Origin of the sequence: Empedobacter falsenii, assembly GCF_019308355.1 — a bacterium.
GTDB classification, from domain to species: domain Bacteria; phylum Bacteroidota; class Bacteroidia; order Flavobacteriales; family Weeksellaceae; genus Empedobacter; species Empedobacter falsenii_B.
The window spans coordinates 14558-35115 of sequence record NZ_JAAGKM010000007.1; the positions used below are offsets into that span (position 1 = coordinate 14558).

Genomic DNA, 20558 nt, shown 5'->3' on the forward strand with positions numbered 1-20558 from the left:
CCATGAAAAAATTAAACAAAAAACATCTAATTACTTTCATCGCATTTATCGCGCTTTTTATCATCGCTCAATTTTTTTATACGCGAATTGACATGACAAAAGACAAACGTTTTACGTTAACTTCTACAACCGAAAAGTTAGTAGAAAATGTAAAACAACCGCTTAAAATTGAAATTCTTTTGGGTGGAGATTTAACAGGTGATTACAGAATTTTGAAGAACGAAATTCAATTTTTATTAGACGAACTTCGCGAAAAAAATAGTAATATTTCTTATTCTTTTGTTGATCCTGTAGATTTAGGACAAGCCGAATTAGAGCAAAATAAATTAGCTCCAGTTCCAATTAAAACAGACAAAGGAATTTTGAATGTTTATCCGTATGCAAAATTAACTTACGGTGACAAATCGACTTATATGGAGGTTTTAGTGAATGACCCTTCTACTCCATTTGAAAAATTAGCATTAGCATCTACTGAAAAATTAGAATATTTATTTGCCGAAAAAATTCAGAAAGCAACCAATTTTGAGCGCAAAAGAGTTGGTTTTATCGTTCATCATGACGAATTACCAGAAGTAAATATTCAAGGATTAGGTTCTGCTTTGTCAGAAAAATATGATGTTGAGATCTACCTTAATCCAATAGCAAACAAATCGTTTACTTTACAACCTTCTGATTTGGATAGTTTGAAACGTTTTGACGCCTTAATTATCGCAAAACCTACATTACCTTTTTCTGATATGGATAAATTGGTTTTGGATCAATATATCATGAATGGTGGAAAAATGATGATGGCTGTGGAAACTGTCGATGCTGAAATGGATTCTATTTTCCGAAGTGGAAAAATCGTTGCTTTTCCAAGAGATTTGAAGTTAAATGATTTCTTATTCAATTATGGTGTTCGTATTCATCCAGCTGTTATCAAGGATATGAATGGGGCGCAAATTGTTTTGGCTGATGGTGAAACGGCAGGAAATACAAGTTACAATTATTACAATTGGCCTTATTTTGAATTAGGAATTAAAGGTGAAGAAAACCCAATTACAAGTTCGATCGATCATGTTTTATTTCAATTTGCGAATCCAATCGAGTTATTAAAAAATCCAAATATTAAACAAACCGTTTTGTTGAGTTCTTCTGAACAAACAAGTTTGAAACCTGCTTTAAATTATATTCAATTAAACGAAGTCGAAATCGAAAATCCTGAAGAATATAAAATGGGTAAAATTCCGATGGCAGTTTTGTTAGAAGGTAATTTCAATTCGGCTTATGCTTCGCGTTACGAACGTAAAGAATTTCCGAATTTCAAACCGAAAACTACTGACGGAAAAATGATCGTTATTTCGGATGGAGATGTTTTGAAAAATGCTTTATGGAGAGGAATTCCAATGCAATTAGGAGAAAATAAATTTTCGGTTCGTCCAGATAATCCAGATGGAAAACCGAAAACATACGCCAACCAAACATTTATAATGAATGCAATGGATTATTTATTAGGTGATACTGATTTCTTGGCTTTACGCAATCGTAAATTAGAAATTCCGTTGTTAAGTGAAACAACTGTTTTACAAGAAAAATCTACGTGGCAAATGATGAATTTACTTGTTCCAACTGCAATTATTGGTTTGTTTGCTGGAATTGGTTTTTGGATTAGAAAGAGAAAATATTCTTAAAATTCGAGTTTCGAAGCTCGAGTTTCGAAATTTAATAAAATGCAATAGGGATTGAAGTGGAAATCCTTTTTGATAACTGTGCGAAGTCGAAGTTTGAGGAAAAGATTGGAACGAAAAGCCCGCCCGAAGGGATTGCCCGAAAACTAAAAAAACCTCTCAAATTTTGAGAGGTTTTTATATGTAAAGTTGTGACGATTTTACTCTAAGTGCATAAACGCTTTTTTGCTCAAAAGGCGCTCTTCGCTTTCTACGTGGTTATCATCAGGCACACAACAATCCACCGGACAAACTGCCGCACATTGTGGTTCTTCGTGGAAACCTTTACATTCAGTACATTTATCGGGAACAATGTAATAAACCTCATCACTCACAGGATCTTGCACCGCATCAGCGTCAAAAGTTGCGCCGTCTACGTTTACAATTGTTCCGCTAAGAGAAGTTCCATCAGAATATTTCCAATCTACCGCAGCTTCATAAATCGCGTTATTTGGACATTCTGGCTCACAAGCTCCACAATTTATACATTCATCTGTAATAATTATAGCCATTGTATCTGTTTTTTTATTTCCTACATTTGCAACTACAAAATTACATTTAATTTTCAGAAAAAATGACATTTGAACAAAGGATTTCAGCATTTAACGAATTGGGGCAGTTTTTTAATTTTATTATAAATAATGATTCGATTAAAGACACAGAACTGACAGAAAAATTCGAGAATTGGAAAGAAGAAGCTGAATATGCAGTGAGCGATGCAGAAGCCTACAACAATTGGTTTACAAAAGATAATATTACGTTAGCCTTGAAAAGTTGGGCAGAAGCTTTAACGGAAGAAAATTTATTGGCTTGGTCGAAAGATTATCCTTTTGCTGAAACGCAAAAAAATGTCGGAATTATCATGGCTGGGAATTTACCTTTGGTTGGTTTTCATGATTTACTTTCTGTTGTTATTTCTGGAAATAATGCGTTAATCAAAACCTCATCTAAAGATGATAAATTAATCAAATTAGCGATAAAATATTTGTATTTGATTGATGAAAATTTCAAATTGATTATTCAAACTGTTGAACGATTAGAAAATTTTGATGCAGTTATTGCAACTGGAAGTAATAACACGGCACGTTATTTTGAACAATATTTTGGTAAAGTTCCTAACATTATTCGTAAAAATAGAACTTCGGTTGCTGTATTGAATGGTTCGGAAACTGATGAAGAATTGAAAAAATTGGGTAATGATATATTCATTTATTTTGGATTAGGATGCCGAAATGTGACGAAACTTTATGTAAAAGATGAAGCACAATTACCAAAAATATTCGAAGCTATTTTTTCTTATGGCGATGTGATTAATCATCCTAAATATGCAAATAATTACGATTACAATCGTGCAATATTTTTGTTAGGAAAAGATGAATTTTTAGACAATAATTTTGTTCTGATGAAAAAAGATATAGCTTTACATTCGCCTATTGCAGTTGTAAATTTTGAAGTTTATAAAGATATAAATGATGTTAAAAATTATTTGATCGAAAATGAAAATCAAATACAATGCGTGATAGGAAATGACATGAAAGATAATCCGAATTATGTTGAATTTGGGCAAACTCAATTCCCTAAATTAACAGATTATGCCGATAATATTGATACGTTGAAATTTTTGGCGGAGTTGTAGATGTTAGAAAGCTAAAATTTATACTTATTAAAAACAATTAATATGTCTTGCTGAGCTCGTTTCAACATCACAGTCAAATTATAAATAAACAAAAAGAGAATCCTAAGGATTCTCTTTTTGTTTATTTATTAAAATGTCGCTGCTCCTGCAGTTTCATTTTCTAATTTTCGATTGATATTTGTTTCTTTACCTGTCGAAAAATCATAACTCAACCCTAAAATAAACATGTTTTTATTGTTCCAAATTTGAGTATGACTGGTATAATTTACCAAACTTTCTTTTAACGATTTTACTTTATATTCCGAAGGTATTCCGATCCAATACATTCCTGTAGAAAAAGTCCAATTATTCTTTTTATAAGCGATTGAAAGATCGCTACTATTTTCATTTGTGCTTAGGAAAGCGCCATCTAGAGAATACGCCGGAATATTGAGTATATATGATATACTAAAATTCTTGAAAGCAGAATTTATCACAAAATTATTTCCTAAATAATCATTCTTGATACTTCTTCCATCTTTCAATTTTACACTTTCTGTTGTTGGTTTTAGAACAACTTTCAGCGTCAATAAGTCTGTACCAAACGGCTTGACAGAACCAGATATTTGTACACCCAAACTTTGCGAATTTTCTGCATTTTCGTAGGTTAATGCATAACGATTACCGTCTAAAATATACAATTCATTAATAGCATCTTTTTTATATCGATAGAATAAATTTGTATTCAGATCAAAATATTTTGAATTGTAGCTATACACTAAATTATTAACAAAAGATTTCTGAATATTTAATTCGGGATTTCCTTTTTGTACAATATTCGGTACTATTTGTACCACATTACTACTTAAAGCATTGCTCCAAGGACTTGTAGGCGTGTAGGAAGTTGTAAAACGCAAACTTTTGTTCTTTGCTATTTCATATCCCAATACAATTTTTGGTGTTATTGTCCATGTATTTTCCGTGTTTTCTTCGCTTTGGTTATGTATATTTGTTAATCCCATACCCAGTCGGTACATTAATTTCTTTGTTTTACCCGAAAATTCTGAGTACATATATTGTTGCAAATAATTGACTTTGTAATGAGAAGATCCTTCTAAATTAACTAAATCATTGTTAATGTTATTTGTTGTTAACCGATAACCAGAATTCAATTTGCCTGATGAAAAATCATGTGTATGCGCAATTTCTCCAACCACAGAAGTTTGTTTTGCTTGTAGATTGGTTACATAACGATAAACATCTGCCTGATTATTTGTTTGCCATTCATGAGAAAAATCGTAAGAACTTGTCTTGAAATGTGCCCCGACGAAATTAAAAATCAATTCATCTTTTTTGCCCAATTTCCTAGCATAATAGAAGTCTAAAGTTGGTTTGGAATAATCAGAATTAGTATGTTTATAAACTGTATGATTTTCAGAATTTTGATTAATCGAGAAAATGCTATTTCCATTAACATCAGAAAAACTCGTGAGAATGTCGATGTACAATTTTGTTTGAAAAGTATATTTGTCCGAATCTGTATTGGTGTATCGCAGAGTGGCATTCTGAAAAGTATATCCAAAATGATCAAATCTTTTTTCATTTGTTTGATAATCTACAATTTGATTAAAATCATCTCGAAGTGAATAATTGTAAGAGTTGTTGTTTTCTCGGTTATTATAATCTCTTAAATTAATTGCATATTCTAATCCAAAATTATTTTTTCCTTTTGTAAATTCAGCATAAGCAGAACCGTTTACAAAACCTGTTGCTAAAGCAGAAGTGAGATCAGCTCCATATACATAGCCATTTTCTGGATTTCGTGTAATCAAATTAACAACCTGATCGGCTCTAGTAGCAAAACGTGTTGGTGGAATATCAAAATATTCTACACGTACAACATATTCTGGTTTGATGGAACGAATTTGATTATCCGTTACTTCAATTCCGTTGATTAAGATCAATGTTGTACCTCCTTTTGTGCTTTGTATAGTGTTAGAAATTGGATCAACTTGTAATTCTGGTAACGTATTTAACAAATCTTTTGCGTAACGCGCTTTTTCCAACGCTTCTTTATCGAAGGTATAAACTGTTTTGTCCGCAAACATTTTTTTGCGTTGCGATTGAACTAAAACTTCTTTTATTTCGATTGGATTATAGTCGGTTGAGTCCTGCTTTTCATCTTGTCCAAAAGCAAAAATTCCTGATAATGTAACAGCAAGTACAAAAAATTTCTTCATGGTTAATTCTTCTATTAAGAGTTAGTGTATATTTATATGACGCATGAAGAACAAATAAGTTACATAAGAATTGCAATTATTTTTGATAACTTTACGCTAAACAAGATTTTTGAGTTTGAAAAAATTATTTCTTTTTATCGCACTTTTTACAAGTTTCAATTTATTATATGCGCAAGAACAAGCCGAACGTTCGTTGACAGAATATCGTGTCGAAAGTTTTCAAACGCCTTTGGTTGCAAAAAAAATGCTATATGATTGGTTAGGAAAATGGGACAATGTTTTGTACAACGAAAAAAATCAACCGTTGTTAGTTTGGTCGAATAAAAACATCATTAATGAATCAAATGAAACTTTTACTTTGATTGCATCGAGCGTAGAAAATGATGAAGAAATGTACGGAACTGTTCAAGTTTTGACGAGTAAGAAACAAGATGCTTTAGCGAAAGATTCACCTTTTAGAGAATATTTAAACGAGTTTCTAAAAACTATTTCGAAAAAAGAAAACAAAAGCAAAAAGTTTTATAAAGAATATATTAAGGTGATTTATTAAAACTATATCATAAAAAAATCCTTCAAGAAAAACTTGAAGGATTTATATTTTTATAGGAATTAAATTTCTTAATTATTTCGTTTGAAAAAAGAATCGACAAACTCCATTTTATTGAAAGCTTGTAAATCATTGATTCCTTCACCAACACCAATATATTTAACTGGAATCTGAAATTGATCTGAAATCCCAATTACTACTCCTCCTTTTGCTGTTCCATCTAATTTTGTAACCGCTAAAGAAGAAACTTCTGTTGCTTGTGTAAATTGTTTCGCTTGTTCAAAAGCATTTTGACCTGTAGAACCATCTAACACTAATAAAACTTCGTGAGGCGCATCTGGAATTACCTTTTGCATCACACGTTTTATTTTTGTCAACTCATTCATCAAGTTAATTTTGTTATGCAAACGTCCTGCTGTGTCAATCAAAACAACATCTGCATTTTGGGCAACTGCCGACTGAATGGTATCAAATGCAACCGAAGCAGGATCAGAACCCATCGCTTGTTTTACAATTGGTACACCTGCACGATCCGACCAAATTACCAACTGATCTACAGCTGCCGCACGAAACGTATCTGCCGCACCAAGAACTACTTTAAGTCCTTGAGATTTGAACTGAGAAGCCAATTTACCAATCGTCGTTGTTTTTCCAACTCCATTTACTCCGACCACCATAATAACATATGGCACATCTTTCTTTGGAATCGAAAAACCATTTGTATCTTCGATATTATTCTCGGAAAGTAAGCCTGCAATTTCTTCGCGAAGAATTAAATCTAACTCAGAAGTCGAAACATATTTATCACGCTCTACGCGTTCTTCTATTCGACGAATAATTTTGATCGTTGTTTCAACGCCGACATCAGAAGAGATCAATACTTCCTCTAAATCATCTAAAACCTCATCGTCTACTTTAGATTTACCTACTACAGCGCGACTGATTTTATCGAATAGAGAAGTTTTAGATTTTTCTAATCCTTCATCTAATTTTTCTTTGCTTTCTTTACCTAATATCTTTTTGAACCAACTCATTAATAAGCTAAATTTCTTAAAATTTTGTACGAAGATACATAAAATATAAGGAAATAAAAAAGCCGCCCTGAAAACGAGGCAGCTCAATTAACCTTAAATATTTTTTGTTAAGGAGATGATTTGATTATTTCGTGAAGAAAGAATCTGCTTCATCAGCGTTAACTACTTTTTCAACAAATACGTAAGCTCCAGATTTTGGAGATTTTACCATTTTGATAACTTTGGTCATTTTTTTAGACCCAGTTTGTAGGGTTGCTACCGTTTTCTTTGCCATCGTCTAAAATTTTATTATTTAATCTCCTTGTGAATTGTATACTTTTTCAATACTGCGTTGTATTTTTTCAACTCAATACGATCTGGAGTATTTTTTTTGTTTTTAGTTGTGATATAACGAGACATTCCTGGCATACCACTTTCTTTATGCTCTGTACATTCTAAAATAACCTGTACTCTGTTTCCTTTTTTTGCCATGGTGTCTTAAATTATTTGATTAAACCTTCTTTACGTGCACGTTTAACAGCCTCATCAACTCCTAATTTGTTGATTGTTTTTAAACCGTGTGCAGAAACTCTTAATGTAATCCACTCACCAGTTTCTGGCATAAAAAATCTCTTTTTGAACAAATTCACTTCAAAAGTGCGTTTTGTTTTATTATTAGCATGAGAAACATTGTTTCCCACTAATCTCTTCTTACCTGTAATTTGACAAATTTTTGACATCTTATTTTGTATTGTCCTATTTTAAACGGAGTGCAAAGTAACAAATTATATATTACTTATACAACTCTTTAGGTTATTAATTTTATATTTTTTTCTTATTTTGTTTATATAACAACTTCTGCGCAAGAGTATAAGCCAAGATAATTCCCATTACCAACAGCGCTATTCTCGCGATTACATCGCCATATTTTGTATAAAACGTTAATTCACTATTCATTAAAATTGTACCATTTAAGGCACCCTGCTCTCCATATGGTAAAGACTTCATTATATCTCCTCGCTGATTAACGAAAGCCGAAATACCTGAATTTGCAGATCTAACGATAGCGCGTCTATTTTCAATAGCTCTCAAATTACCATATAATAGTAATTGACGATGACCATCGGTAGAGCCCCACCAAGAATCGTTGGTCATTGTGAATATAACATTTGCGCCTTCTCTCACATATTCTGTTGTATAGTCCCCGTAAATAGATTCGTAACATATAACCGGAGCAACAGTAGCGTTGTTTGTTTTATTCTTGAAAACAGAACGATGAGGTTGAATCCCCAACGTTTTTGTTGTGCCGCCAAAGTTAAGCATAAATTCTCCAATAATTGGCATTAAAATGTTTCGATATGGAAAAATTTCTACTCCAGGTACTAATTTACTCTTGTGATAAACTTCTATCGAATCGTTTCCACTTATCTGCAAAGCTGAGTTATAAGCGTCGTACCACGTAATTCCATCTCTCATAACAGATGCCGTTTCCGATGCTAAAGATTGCATTGGATAAATTCGCATGATAGATGCTCCTGTTACAAAATGTAAATCTTTTTTGGTTTTTGTCCATTGCTGAATGTCTTGTATAATTAAATCATCATACATATTATCAAAAATCAAAGCAGATGATCCAGGTACGGCTGTTTCTGGTGCAACAACAAATTGAGTTTTTGGTTTAATATTTTTCAGTGCCAATTGTTTCAATTCTTCATAAATCTGCAAACCATCTTTCATATACTTTTCGTTGTATGGATCAAGATCTGGCTGAAGAACTAACACATCAAGTGCTTTTCCCTTTTCTTCGTAATTCGCATAAATAATATAAGAAATACCAATTGGCACAGCAATTAATAATCCAGCATAAATACCTAATTTGTTTAGATACCTCATTTCTTTCTTATTAATATAAGCCGTCAAATAATAGAATACCGTAATATTAACTAACCAAATCCAAAGTGCACCTCCAAAAGTTCCTGTGTATTCGTACCATTGCACCCATTCGTAATATTTTGCAAAACCATTTCCAAGGTTAAACCAAGGCCAAGTTAGTTCCCAATTCAAGGTTAGTTTGTCAAAACTCATCCAAATCGCAGGAAGAAAAACCAATCCATATAAATTACCAGCTTTGGTTTTGACGAAATGATATAACTGAAAAACAATTGACATAAACAACGAATTCGCTACAACGGGAATCAAATAAGCGCTCCACGAATTGTGCAAATCTCCATTCGCGTCCGTTTCTTGTGCATAATGCAACCACCAAATTACAATCGCATTCCAAATAAAGAAAGCTAAAAACGAAAGTCCGAAAATTTTACGTCCTTTTTTCTTAAATTCTGCGCATTGAGTGATTTGATGTTCTGCCAACATCAAGGGTACAAATCCTATAAATAATAACAATGGAAAGCCGTGCGATGGCCAACCTGCTGTTAATAATAATCCTGATAAGATTGCGTATGCAATGTATTTTTTCATGTCACAAATTTATAATTTCATCATTCAATAACCGATGATATTTGTTTGGAATATTTTATAAATCATTTTGGATGAGAACCTGAAACAAGTTCAGGTAGACTTTCTTTGTCATATTGAACTCATTTCAATATCTCATTCAGTTTTAATATATAATATGCGTGTCAATATAATAATTTGGATTAATTGTTACATCAATCGCTCTTGTAATCGTTGAGTTATTAATCGTTTGCCAATTAGTCGTTGGATTGATTGTTACTTCAGAATCTTTCAATCGCAAAGGCATTGCAAATCCATCCACAACATTCGTATAACGATATTCAACTTTATTTCCATTTTGTTTAAGCTCTAAAGTTGGTACTTTCACTGTTCTTAAATATTGATTAAAAAAAGTATTCAAATTTAATCCAGAAAACTTCGCAATATAATTTTCAATTTGTTCTGTAGTTACAGTTTGATGATAAAATTCTTTGTTTAATCCACGTAACATTTGTCTAAATTTTTCATCATTATTCATCCAAGTTCTCAACGTGTGAATCATATTTGCACCTTTATAGTACATATCGCCACTACCCTCTTGGTTTACGCCATACACGCCGATAATTGGAATATCATTTTGAATTGCTTTTCTCGTTCCACGCACATATTCGCTCGCCGCATCCTTTCCATAATAAGTTTCTGTGAACAACGTTTCCGAATAAGCCGTAAATGCTTCGTGAATCCACATATCTGCCACATCTTTTTCGGTAATATTATTCCCAAACCATTCGTGACCAGCTTCATGAACGATGATAAAATCCCATTTCAATCCCCAACCAGAACCTGATAAATCACGACCTAAATAACCATTCTCAAATTTATTTCCGTACGCAATTCCAGATTGATGTTCCATTCCCAAATGCGGAGCTTCAACAATTTTGAAAGAATCTTCGTAAAAAGGATAAGGTCCAAACCAATGTTCGAAACTTTTCAACATTAATTTTGCTTGTTCAAACTGCGATTTTGCTTTATCTATATTATAATCTAATACATAATAATCTAAATCCAATTTACCTTTTTCACCTTCAAAAGTATCTTTGAAATTGACATAATGTCCGATATATGGAATAATGTTATAATTATTGATCGGATTGACAACTTTCCATGTAGAAATTGTTTTACCATTTTTCTCTTTCTTAGAAACTAATCGTCCATTACCAACTCCAACCAAATCTTTTGGAGCTATAATTTCCAATTCCATTCCTTTATCTGGCTCATCACCTAAATAATCTTTGTTCGGAAACCAAGCACTTGCGCCCAAACCTTGTACCGCAACAGACATCCAATCGCGACCTTTTTCATCTTTCGTAAAAATCCAACCGCCGTCCCAAGGTGCTTTCACTGCAACACGAGGATTTCCAGAATAAGAAATTTGTAAAAGATTATCATTTGATTTTAATTTAGATTTCTCTGTATTAATAAAATAAACATTCCCATCTCGTTTAAAATCTGAAACATCTTTTCCATTAAGACTTACAGTTTTAATTTGCATTCGTTCTTGCAAATCTATTTGTAAAAGGCTGTTGTGTTTCTTGATTATTTCATCAAATTTTATTTCAACATTTCCAGTAATAAATTTTTCTTTTTCGTTAGGTTCAACACTAATTTTATAATGTTTAACATTCCACCAATTTCTAAATTCATTATCCGTTCCTCTTAAAGAATCTTGTTTTGTAAATTCTTTTTTATGATGCAATACTTGTGCATTTGTTGTAATTGATATAAAACCAAGTAAGAGTATTATTTTTTTCATGAGCAATTTTAAAACCTTATCAAAAATAAGATTATATATTTGATAAATAAGCCAAAAAGCTATGATTACAGAAAAATTTAAGGAAAGAATAAATTATTTAAAAAATAATCACTTAATCGTTGAAGCATTGTACGAAATTTTAGATGAATTGAAATTAAAACATAATGCTTTTACAGGTTTTACGTTTCGAGAAGAAATCGATCCAAAAGGTTTTTTATTAACTGCGGAAGGAGATGAAAAAGATGGATTCCTAATTAGAGTTCCTCGGAATATTTTAGATTTTGATTTAGTATTAGTATCTAATTTACTAATGCACGAAATAATTCATCTTTATCAACGATCTGGAGAAAATCAAATTGAATTGCGAGAAGAACGCGAATGGCAAGCGTATACAGAAATGATTTTTCATAAACAATTTCCAAACGTTCCTCCATTGACTAATTTTTACATCAAACAATTTGGCGAAAAAGCGTTGACGTATTATAACCGAATGCCAGATAACATGAAAACGAAATATGCGAATGAAAAAACTGATTTAGAAAAAATTCTGCAAACGATTTACGATAAAGAGAATAAACTAAAAGAAGAACCAAAACCTGAAAATAATACTGAAACAATTTCTTGGCAAGATTTCGAGAAAGTTGATATGAGAATTGGGACAATTATCAGTGCAAATAATTTTCCGAAAGCAAGAAATCCTGCTTATCAGTTAGAAATTGATTTTGGTCCGTTAGGAATCAAGAAAAGTTCGGCACAAATTACATCGCTTTATAACAAAGAAGAATTGATTGGAAAACAAATAATGGCTGTGGTTAACTTTCCGAAAAAACAAATTGCCACTTTTATGAGCGAATGTCTCGTGATGGGCGTTTATGGAAATAATAATGATGTTATTCTCTTGAATCCCGAACGAAAAGTTGAAAACGGAAGTAAGATTGGGTAATATTGAGATTGAGACTAAGACTGAGATAAAGTTTGAGTTTAAGTATATAACTTAACGCTGACATTTTATCAACCAATAAACTGACTTTTTTATCGATAAATAATCAAATCATTAATCATAATCTGACAACCTGACATCTAAAATCTATTGGATGTCATTTTTTTTATGTTGGCACAAAGATTGACTATTCTGTTGTAGCATCATTTTTGATGATGTGTAAAAGTTTAAAATAAATCATTAATAATATAAAAAATAACTAAACAATATGAGCAAAATAATCGGAATCGACTTAGGTACAACGAACTCTTGTGTTTCTGTAATGGAAGGTAGCGAGCCAGTTGTAATTCCAAATGCAGAAGGTAAAAGAACTACTCCATCTATCGTAGCATTCGTAGAAGGAGGAGAAATTAAAGTTGGTGATTCAGCAAAACGTCAAGCTGTAACAAACCCAAAGAAAACGATTTATTCTATTAAACGTTTCATGGGAACTAAATTTAATAATGATGCAGATGAAATCGGTCGTGTTCCTTATTCAGTTGTAAAAGGAAACAATGATACGCCAGCAGTTGATATTGATGGACGTAACTATACTCCACAAGAAATCTCAGCAATGATTTTACAAAAAATGAAAAAAACTGCTGAAGATTATTTAGGACAAGAAGTATCAAGAGCGGTAATTACTGTACCAGCTTATTTTAACGATGCTCAACGTCAAGCAACTAAAGAAGCTGGTGAAATTGCAGGTCTTAAAGTAGAACGTATTATCAACGAGCCTACTGCTGCTGCATTAGCTTACGGATTAGACAAAGCAAACTCAGATAAAAAAATCGTTGTTTACGATTTAGGTGGTGGTACTTTTGACGTATCTATCCTAGAATTAGGTGACGGTGTATTCGAAGTGTTATCTACAAACGGTGATACACACTTAGGAGGTGATGATTTTGATGATGCAATCATCAATTGGTTAGCTTCTGAATTCCAAGCGAAAGAAGGTGTAGATTTGAAAAAAGACGCAATGGCTTTACAACGTTTACGTGAAGCTGCTGAAAAAGCTAAAATCGAATTATCTTCTTCTGCTCAAACAGAAATTAATTTACCATACGTTACAGCTAACGAAACAGGACCAAAACACTTAGTAGAAACTTTAACTCGTTCTAAATTTGATCAGTTAACAGAAGATTTAGTACGTCGTTCTATGGAGCCTTGTAAAAAAGCGTTATCTGATGCAGGTTTATCAATCAACGATATCGACGAAGTTATCTTAGTTGGTGGATCTACACGTATGCCAAAAATCCAAGAAGAAGTAGAAAAATTCTTCGGTAAAAAACCATCTAAAGGAGTTAACCCAGACGAGGTTGTTGCAATTGGTGCAGCTATCCAAGGAGGTGTTTTAACAGGTGATGTAAAAGACGTATTATTATTAGACGTTACACCATTATCTTTAGGTATCGAAACTTTAGGAGGAGTATTCACAAAATTAATTGAAGCGAATACAACAATTCCAACTAAAAAATCTGAAGTTTTCTCAACTGCAGTTGACAATCAACCAGCAGTAACATTAAGAATTGGTCAAGGAGAGCGTCCATTATTCAACGATAACAAAGAAATCGGACGTTTTGACTTAGTAGATATTCCACCAGCACAAAGAGGTGTTCCTCAAATCGAAGTAACATTTGATATTGATGCGAATGGTATCTTAAGTGTATCTGCAAAAGATAAAGGAACAGGAAAAGAGCAATCAATCAAAATTGAAGCTTCATCTGGATTATCTGATGCTGATATTGAAAGAATGAAAAAAGAAGCACAAGAAAATGCTGCAAAAGACGAAGAAGCAAAAAACAAAATTGAAAAAGTAAATGCTGCTGACGCGTTAATTTTCCAAACGGAAAAACAATTGACTGAGTACGGAGATAAAATTCCTGCTGACAAAAAACAACCAATTGAAGAAGCTTTAGCTGAGGTTAAATCTGCTCACGCTGCTCAAGACGTTGCTGCAATTGATGCTTCTATGGAAAAATTAAATACAGCTTGGAATGCTGCTTCACAAGAAATTTATGCTGCAATGAACGAAGGTCAAGAAGGTGGTGCACAAGCGCAACCAGGAGCTGATCAAGGTCAAGCAAAAAATGATGGTGTTGAAGACGTAGACTTCGAAGAAGTTAAATAATAGAATTTCATTTATCAATAGGAAAGCCTCGCATTGCGAGGCTTTTTTATGTTTATTAATATAAATAGTTTATTTTTTAAATCATCTCGGTTTCATATAATACAAAAAATCCACTTAAATGATTTTAAGTGGATTTTTTGTATTATAAATTTTATATTTTACTGATGTTGTTGTGCATCAATTACAGCAATGGTAACCATATTCACAATTTCGCGAACAGTACTATCCAATTGTAACAAATGAATTGGTTTTTTCATTCCGATCAAAATTGGTCCAACCGCTTCTATATTTCCTAATTCTTGTAATAATTTATACGAAATATTCGCTGATTCAAGATTTGGAAAAACTAATGTATTCGCATGCGTTCCTGCTAATTTAGAAAATGGAAAATTACTTTGTAATTTCTCTCTGTTTACTGCAAAATTTGCCTGAATATCGCCATCAACTAAAACATCTGGATGATTTTTATGTAAATAATTTACCGCATTCTGAACTTTAGAAACCGTTTCTCCTTTATTCGATCCGAAGTTTGAATAAGACAATAACGCAATCTTTGGTTCAATTTTAAACTTCTTAATTGTTTCGTTAAATTGCAATGTAATGTTGACCAAATCCTCTGAAGTTGGATCTAAATTAACCGTTGTATCACCTAAGAAAACTGGTCCTTTTTCTGTCAACATCATATACATACTCGCAACTTTTTGACCTTGCTCCGCTCCGATTAATTCTAAAGCTGGACGAATCGCTTGCGAATAATTTTTCGTCATTCCCGAAATCATTGCATCTGCATAACCAAACTCAACCATACATGATCCAAAATAATTACGATCTCTCAATAATTTTTTCGCGTCAGATTTTGAGATTCCTTTTCGTTGACGTTTCGAGTAAATAAAATCAACGAATTGATTGTATCTATCCGAATCTTCTTCTGCATTTGTATCAACAATTTCAACATCTTCCAAATCCAACATATAATCTTTTATCATTTGTTGAATTTTATTTTTCTTTCCTAAAATAATTGGAATAGCGATTTTTTCTTCCTTTACAATTTGCGCTGCACGAAGAATTTCGAAACGATCTCCTTCAGCAAAAACAACACGTTTTGGATTTGATTTCGCCGTTTGTGTCAAATTACGCATAATCGTACTTTCTTTTCCGATTCGCTTAATCAATGACAATTTATATTCTTCGAAATCTGTAATTGTATTTTTTGCAACACCAGTTTCTATCGCAGCTTTTGCAACCGCAGCCGAAACTTCTGGTAACAAACGTGGATCGTTAGGTTTTGGAATGATATAATCTTTTCCGAATTTGATTGAATGATTATTGTATGCTTGCGTTACCACTTCTGGAACTGGTTCTTTCGCCAATTCTGCAATTGCACGAACAGCAGCAATTTTCATTTCCTCATTAATTGTCGTTGAACGAACATCTAACGCTCCTCTAAAAATATACGGAAATCCAAGTACATTGTTCACCTGATTTGGATAATCAGAACGCCCAGTTCCCATAATAATATCTTGACGTGTCGCAACTGCTAAATCGTATGCTATCTCTGGATTCGGATTTGCCATTGCCAATACAATTGGATTTTCTGCCATTGTATTCAACATATCTGCTGACAAAACATCTGCCGCTGATAAACCGATAAAAACATCCGCATCTTTCACAGCATCTGCCAATGTCGAAATATCACGATCTGTTGCCCATTCTGCTTTAGAAGGATCAAGATTATCTCTGTCCGAACGGATAACACCTTTACTATCCAACATCACGATATTCTCTTTCGTTGCTCCTACAGAAATATACATTCCTGTACACGAAATTGCTGCTGCACCAGCTCCGTTCACTACAATTTTGACTTTAGAAATATCTTTTCCTTGTAATTCACACGCATTAATCAACGCTGCACCAGAAATAATAGCTGTTCCGTGTTGATCGTCGTGCATAACTGGAATATTCATTTCAGCTTTCAAACGTTTCTCAATTTCGAAACATTCAGGCGCTTTAATATCCTCTAAATTGATTCCTCCAAAAGTTGGCTCTAAAGCTTTTACCGTATTGATAAATTCATCAACATTTTTTGTATCCAATTCGATATCGAAAACATCAATATCAGCAAAAATTTTGAATAGAAGACCTTTACCTTCCATAACCGGTTTTGAAGCTACTGCACCTATATCTCCCAAACCTAAAACGGCTGTTCCATTACTAATTACAGCAACCAAATTTCCTTTTGCTGTGTACTTATAAGCATTTTCTGGATCTTTTTCAATCTCTAAACAAGGCTCCGCAACACCTGGCGAATAAGCAAGCGATAAATCACGTTGCGTATTCGTAGGTTTTGTAGGCACTACTGCAATCTTTCCTGGTTGACCCATCGAATGGTAATTCAATGCATCTTTCTTACGATTGTCATTCATTTCTCTGTGGTTTATATTTTTTCAAAATAAATTTAGGTAAAATATATTCAACCCACTTATGACAGATGTTAGATTTTGATATTTTATTAAAATAAATTATCGAGTTATACAATTTTGAAGTTAATAATTATGAGCTTGATAAATTAAAAATTAAATCTTGTTGTAAACATAACTTGTGTTGGTCTTAACTTATAGATAAATCGTTGTTCGAAATTTGAAGAAAAGCTATTTTGAGAGAAATATTTTTCATTTAATAGATTATAAGCACTTAATTCAAAATCTATTTTCTTCTTTTTTAAAGAGTAACGATACATCAAATCTCCGAAAGTAGAATTTGGATTTAATCTTGAATCATCATTAACATACAAATCAAAATTAAGTTTTATATAATGCTGATCTGCAGGAAAAAAATGTAATCCTATTTGGTGGATTTGATTGGTGATTGAACGTGATTTAGCTTCTTGTGAAAATTTATTTTTGTAATTGGTTACACCATATTTATATTCAAACGTTACCCAACTTAATAATCTGAAAGAAGCGTCAAAATTAGAAGTTAAAATGGTATTGTGAATTTCGATTAAATCATCATTTAATAATTGATCGTAGGTTGTAAAATTATAACCTCCAGCTAAATTAAATGTTGTCTTAATTTTAGAAAAATATTGACTTATTTTAGCATTAACAGAATGTGTTTTTTGATGATTTTTTAAGTTCAAAGCTTCTAAAACTGTACTTGCATCCGCATTATAGCTGTAATTGTAGATTAAGTTATTTTCTGACCAATTGTACGAATATCCAAAATTGATAAACCTAGATTTTATCGGATTTTTATACTCGAAACGTAAAGAAGAAATCCATTTTTTTACTTCGTTAAAATTTCCGTCATTTTGTTGAATAGAATTGTATCGATACAATATAAATCCTTCGTGCAAACGTGTTAAACTCCCCAAATCATTAGAGAAATTATGCGAGGTTGATACTTTCCAGAATTTTGAAAATTCTAAACCTATATTAAATTTTGGTTCGATGTAAAAACGATTGTATGAAGTTTTATTTCCGAAAGAATTATTCTCTAAATTATACCACTGAAAAGGAATTCCAAAAGAAAAATTAAGTCGATTCTTTCTGTACGAAAAGTTATTTTCTACATACGGATTTAAAGTTGACCAGCGTGTATTGTTAGTAAAAGTAGAATTTATTGGTTGATTATCTGCTAACAAATCACTTTTCATTGTATGATTGGTGTACTTAATTCCAATTTTTGATTGTAGCGTTAAAGCTTTTATTCCTTTTGAAAATTCAGCGAAATTATTTGTCGAAAATTTCTCAAAATTAATTTGTTGAAACACATTTTGATAATCATTTCCGTTGTTTATAAAATCAGTAAAAACTCCAGGAGAAACACTTAAATTCTCGTTATAATTTCTGTACGCAATATTGGATTTAAACGTGATCAATTGATTACCAATTTTTCTAATTGTATTAAACTGATTGGTAAATTGACGATTTGGTTGAGCCAAACGTTGTGTAATAAAATTATTGTTTTGATTGAGATCTCCTCTCGAACTGTTCCAGTCTCCTTTAAATTCCAAGACATTTTCAAGATAATTTTTAGAACTATTTTGAGATAATGTTGCTTTTAGATTAAGACTTTCTATTTGCAAATAATTTTTTTTGATTTCGTTGAGAAATATATCACCTGTTGGTAAAAAATATTGTGTGTTTGTTTCTCCGAATCGCTTTTGAAAATCGTTGTGATAAGACAAGTTAATTCGTAAATCTAGCTCTTTTTTTAATTTAAAAAGATGATTCCAAGAACCAATATTTATTGCATTATCTAACCAACGTTCGCCATCAAAATTGGGAGTTTGTACACCTGCAATTGATAACCAACTTTCGTTCGAAAATTTTTCAGAGTCATTTAAAAAATCTTCAAGACTTAAGGTTTTTAATTGACGAGAAACATCATTTCCACGATTATTTCCTTGATAAGAACCTATCATTTGTTGCTTTTTTGTGAACAACATTGGTGTAATATTCGCCTGATACAACAATGGTGAAGCGCCAAGACCAACTTCTGCTTTACCAGAATAGGTAATTTTGCTTTTTAATTTGATATTTAATGCGGCTTTAGAGCTATAAACCAAACTGTCTAAAATCTTGATCGGTTGATGATTCTCTAAAATTTGTACTTTATCCACAGCGTCTGCAGAAAGATTTTCGTTTGCTAATGCATATTTTCCGCCCAACAAATCCATTCCTTCGATGTAGTATTTATTGATTGGTTCGCCTTGATACAAGATTCTACCAGAATTTTCGATTTCTATTCCAGGCATTTTTTTGATCACATCTGCTATAGAACGGTCTTTTATATCTTTAAAATTACTGACATCATACGCAATTGTATCCCCTTTTTTGCGAATTGGAGATTCTTTTAATTTAACTTCTTTTAACTCGATAGCTTTTTCTTGTAAAGTGAAATCAAAGTTTGTGGAAGATTCGTTTACCAAATCTGAAGTAAAAGCATAATTCATCGCACGAACCTTAATTTCATAGGTTTCGTGCGATGGATTATCTATTTTTATCGAATATTTACCGTCCGATTTTGTAATAAAATACGCCAAGGTTTCTTCCGAAGTACTTGGAGAAATGGTAACGTTAGCACCAGATATAGGTTTTCCTTCCTCATTTTTTACAACACCAGAAATGGTAAGTTGTGCAAAAATAAAGTGAAAAAATAAAGCAAATAATAGTGTTAATTGGGCTTTCAAAAATTAATATGATTACTTTTTTCTAAAAAAACATTTTCGCTTTTTAATTTATTATCTATCTTTTTTTCCATTTCAGCTGGTGAAATATTAGAGCTTGTTATATTAAGACTTTTTAAGTTTTGTATAATTTCAACTCCCCTATTTTCATATATTTTTTTGTAATCCTCTAAATTCACTTTTTTTGATTTTGTAAAATCTTTTGTTAAATCAGGTTTTGTATTATTTTGATTAATCTCAATTGCAGAAAAATGGAAATAATTATTGTCATCATAGATTTCTAAAATAAGCCCTGGTAATCCTCCAAATTTGTATGGACCAACACTGTTTGGTATTTCTTCTGTGTACCAAGCTGTCCATTTTCGCCCTAAATATGTTGTTGTTGCTTTTTTTATAATTAAATCCAGCTGAGTTTTTTGCTCATTTTCTATTTTCCAATTTATTTCCTCAATAGGCTGATTTAATAGGTAAATATTTCTATTTACTTTACTTAATATTTTATTTGTTCCATTATTTCTTATTATAGTATGATTAATGATTGGGGGTGGGTATTTTTCTTTTATAGCAGCTATATTTAGTGTGTTATTTGTTATAAATTCTTGAGTATTTTTAGCATTTAATCCTTGAAGATAATTATCGTAGTTTACCTTTTTTGGACTTATATAAATTGTACTATCTTTTGCAATATACAAATCCATTTCTTCATATTTTACTTCTTTTTTTACAGAATCAGTTACAAATTTCACGTCATATACAACTTTATATGTTTGTGCTTGAATAAAAAAAGAGGATAAAATAAATAATATGAATATTTTTTTCATAACTCTATTTATAAAGTATAGCATTAACTAAGTTTAATGCTATACCTC

Annotated in this window: 16 protein-coding genes; 5 read left to right on the forward strand and 11 right to left on the reverse strand. The window is 31.9% G+C overall.

All coding sequences use genetic code 11. The features are described 5' to 3' along the window. Nucleotides 1-2 precede the first annotated feature (2 nt). Nucleotides 3-1670, forward strand: coding sequence for a gliding motility-associated ABC transporter substrate-binding protein GldG (gene gldG, locus G0Q09_RS04745; protein WP_257468062.1), 1668 nt, complete (start codon nt 3-5; stop codon nt 1668-1670). Nucleotides 1671-1867: 197 nt separating this feature from the next. Here gldG and G0Q09_RS04750 read toward each other — a convergent pair whose 3' ends face one another. Continuing rightward, nucleotides 1868-2218 (reverse strand): 4Fe-4S dicluster domain-containing protein, encoded by a 351-nt coding sequence (locus G0Q09_RS04750; protein WP_114999046.1) that lies wholly within the window; start codon nt 2216-2218, stop codon nt 1868-1870. Between the two features lie 62 nt (nt 2219-2280). Here G0Q09_RS04750 and G0Q09_RS04755 point away from each other — a divergent pair, with 62 nt between their 5' ends. Further along, the gene (locus G0Q09_RS04755; RefSeq protein ID WP_219034143.1) at nt 2281-3342 is read left to right on the forward strand and encodes an acyl-CoA reductase; all 1062 of its coding nucleotides are present in this window, start codon (nt 2281-2283) and stop codon (nt 3340-3342) included. A gap of 128 nt (nt 3343-3470) precedes the next feature. Here the strand turns inward: G0Q09_RS04755 and G0Q09_RS04760 are convergent, their stop codons facing one another. Next, the gene (locus G0Q09_RS04760) at nt 3471-5561 is read right to left on the reverse strand and encodes an outer membrane beta-barrel protein (RefSeq protein WP_219034144.1); all 2091 of its coding nucleotides are present in this window, start codon (nt 5559-5561) and stop codon (nt 3471-3473) included. Between the two features lie 115 nt (nt 5562-5676). Here G0Q09_RS04760 and G0Q09_RS04765 point away from each other — a divergent pair, with 115 nt between their 5' ends. Beyond that, on the forward strand, nt 5677-6111 hold the full coding sequence (locus G0Q09_RS04765; protein ID WP_219034145.1) for a hypothetical protein: 435 nt from the start codon (nt 5677-5679) through the stop codon (nt 6109-6111). Between the two features lie 68 nt (nt 6112-6179). Here the strand turns inward: G0Q09_RS04765 and ftsY are convergent, their stop codons facing one another. The 6 genes from ftsY to G0Q09_RS04795 form a co-directional block, all read right to left on the reverse strand. After that, nucleotides 6180-7142 carry a signal recognition particle-docking protein FtsY gene (gene ftsY, locus G0Q09_RS04770; protein ID WP_219034146.1) on the reverse strand — a complete coding sequence of 321 codons (963 nt, stop codon included), beginning with the start codon at nt 7140-7142 and terminating at the stop codon, nt 6180-6182. Between the two features lie 124 nt (nt 7143-7266). Continuing rightward, nucleotides 7267-7416: a DUF4295 domain-containing protein gene (locus G0Q09_RS04775; protein ID WP_084106961.1), complete on the reverse strand. Its 150-nt coding sequence runs from the start codon at nt 7414-7416 to the stop codon at nt 7267-7269. Nucleotides 7417-7430: 14 nt separating this feature from the next. Then, nucleotides 7431-7613: a 50S ribosomal protein L33 gene (gene rpmG, locus G0Q09_RS04780; RefSeq protein WP_038337065.1), complete on the reverse strand. Its 183-nt coding sequence runs from the start codon at nt 7611-7613 to the stop codon at nt 7431-7433. Nucleotides 7614-7624: 11 nt separating this feature from the next. After that, a complete protein-coding gene (gene rpmB / locus G0Q09_RS04785) occupies nt 7625-7861 on the reverse strand; it encodes a 50S ribosomal protein L28 (RefSeq protein WP_038337064.1) in 237 nt (78 codons plus the stop codon). A gap of 82 nt (nt 7862-7943) precedes the next feature. Beyond that, entirely contained in the window at nt 7944-9599 is a 1656-nt protein-coding gene (lnt, locus tag G0Q09_RS04790; RefSeq protein WP_219034147.1) for an apolipoprotein N-acyltransferase, read from the reverse strand. A 142-nt stretch (nt 9600-9741) separates the two neighbouring features. Continuing rightward, a complete protein-coding gene (locus G0Q09_RS04795) occupies nt 9742-11388 on the reverse strand; it encodes a M1 family metallopeptidase (protein ID WP_219034148.1) in 1647 nt (548 codons plus the stop codon). A gap of 616 nt (nt 11389-12004) precedes the next feature. Here G0Q09_RS04795 and G0Q09_RS04800 point away from each other — a divergent pair. Both G0Q09_RS04800 and dnaK read left to right on the forward strand, forming a co-directional pair. Continuing rightward, nucleotides 12005-12331, forward strand: a complete 327-nt coding sequence (locus tag G0Q09_RS04800) for a tRNA-binding protein (protein WP_286483038.1) — start codon at nt 12005-12007, stop codon at nt 12329-12331. Between the two features lie 265 nt (nt 12332-12596). Continuing rightward, on the forward strand, nt 12597-14498 hold the full coding sequence (gene dnaK, locus G0Q09_RS04805) for a molecular chaperone DnaK (RefSeq protein ID WP_219034149.1): 1902 nt from the start codon (nt 12597-12599) through the stop codon (nt 14496-14498). Between the two features lie 158 nt (nt 14499-14656). On the opposite strand, the gene G0Q09_RS04810 is transcribed toward dnaK, so the two are convergent. The 3 genes from G0Q09_RS04810 to G0Q09_RS04820 form a co-directional block, all read right to left on the reverse strand. After that, on the reverse strand, nt 14657-16921 hold the full coding sequence (locus tag G0Q09_RS04810) for an NADP-dependent malic enzyme (RefSeq protein WP_219034150.1): 2265 nt from the start codon (nt 16919-16921) through the stop codon (nt 14657-14659). A gap of 143 nt (nt 16922-17064) precedes the next feature. Further along, nucleotides 17065-19692, reverse strand: a complete 2628-nt coding sequence (locus G0Q09_RS04815) for a carboxypeptidase regulatory-like domain-containing protein (RefSeq protein WP_219034151.1) — start codon at nt 19690-19692, stop codon at nt 17065-17067. After that, nucleotides 19689-20510 (reverse strand): GLPGLI family protein, encoded by an 822-nt coding sequence (locus G0Q09_RS04820; protein ID WP_219034152.1) that lies wholly within the window; start codon nt 20508-20510, stop codon nt 19689-19691. The genes G0Q09_RS04815 and G0Q09_RS04820 overlap by 4 nt, the downstream gene beginning before the upstream one ends. Between the last annotated feature and the right edge of the window lie 48 nt (nt 20511-20558).

Coding starts and splice junctions, on each gene's coding strand:
- rpmB (WP_038337064.1), bottom strand. CDS start 7,861: ATGTCAAAAATTTGTCAAATTACAGGTAAGAAGAGATTAGTGGGAAAC.
- G0Q09_RS04820 (WP_219034152.1), bottom strand. CDS start 20,510: ATGAAAAAAATATTCATATTATTTATTTTATCCTCTTTTTTTATTCAA.
- G0Q09_RS04810 (WP_219034150.1), bottom strand. CDS start 16,921: ATGAATGACAATCGTAAGAAAGATGCATTGAATTACCATTCGATGGGT.
- rpmG (WP_038337065.1), bottom strand. CDS start 7,613: ATGGCAAAAAAAGGAAACAGAGTACAGGTTATTTTAGAATGTACAGAG.
- G0Q09_RS04750 (WP_114999046.1), bottom strand. CDS start 2,218: ATGGCTATAATTATTACAGATGAATGTATAAATTGTGGAGCTTGTGAG.
- G0Q09_RS04760 (WP_219034144.1), bottom strand. CDS start 5,561: ATGAAGAAATTTTTTGTACTTGCTGTTACATTATCAGGAATTTTTGCT.
- gldG (WP_257468062.1), top strand. CDS start 3: ATGAAAAAATTAAACAAAAAACATCTAATTACTTTCATCGCATTTATC.
- G0Q09_RS04755 (WP_219034143.1), top strand. CDS start 2,281: ATGACATTTGAACAAAGGATTTCAGCATTTAACGAATTGGGGCAGTTT.
- ftsY (WP_219034146.1), bottom strand. CDS start 7,142: ATGAGTTGGTTCAAAAAGATATTAGGTAAAGAAAGCAAAGAAAAATTA.
- lnt (WP_219034147.1), bottom strand. CDS start 9,599: ATGAAAAAATACATTGCATACGCAATCTTATCAGGATTATTATTAACA.
- G0Q09_RS04775 (WP_084106961.1), bottom strand. CDS start 7,416: ATGGCAAAGAAAACGGTAGCAACCCTACAAACTGGGTCTAAAAAAATG.
- dnaK (WP_219034149.1), top strand. CDS start 12,597: ATGAGCAAAATAATCGGAATCGACTTAGGTACAACGAACTCTTGTGTT.
- G0Q09_RS04795 (WP_219034148.1), bottom strand. CDS start 11,388: ATGAAAAAAATAATACTCTTACTTGGTTTTATATCAATTACAACAAAT.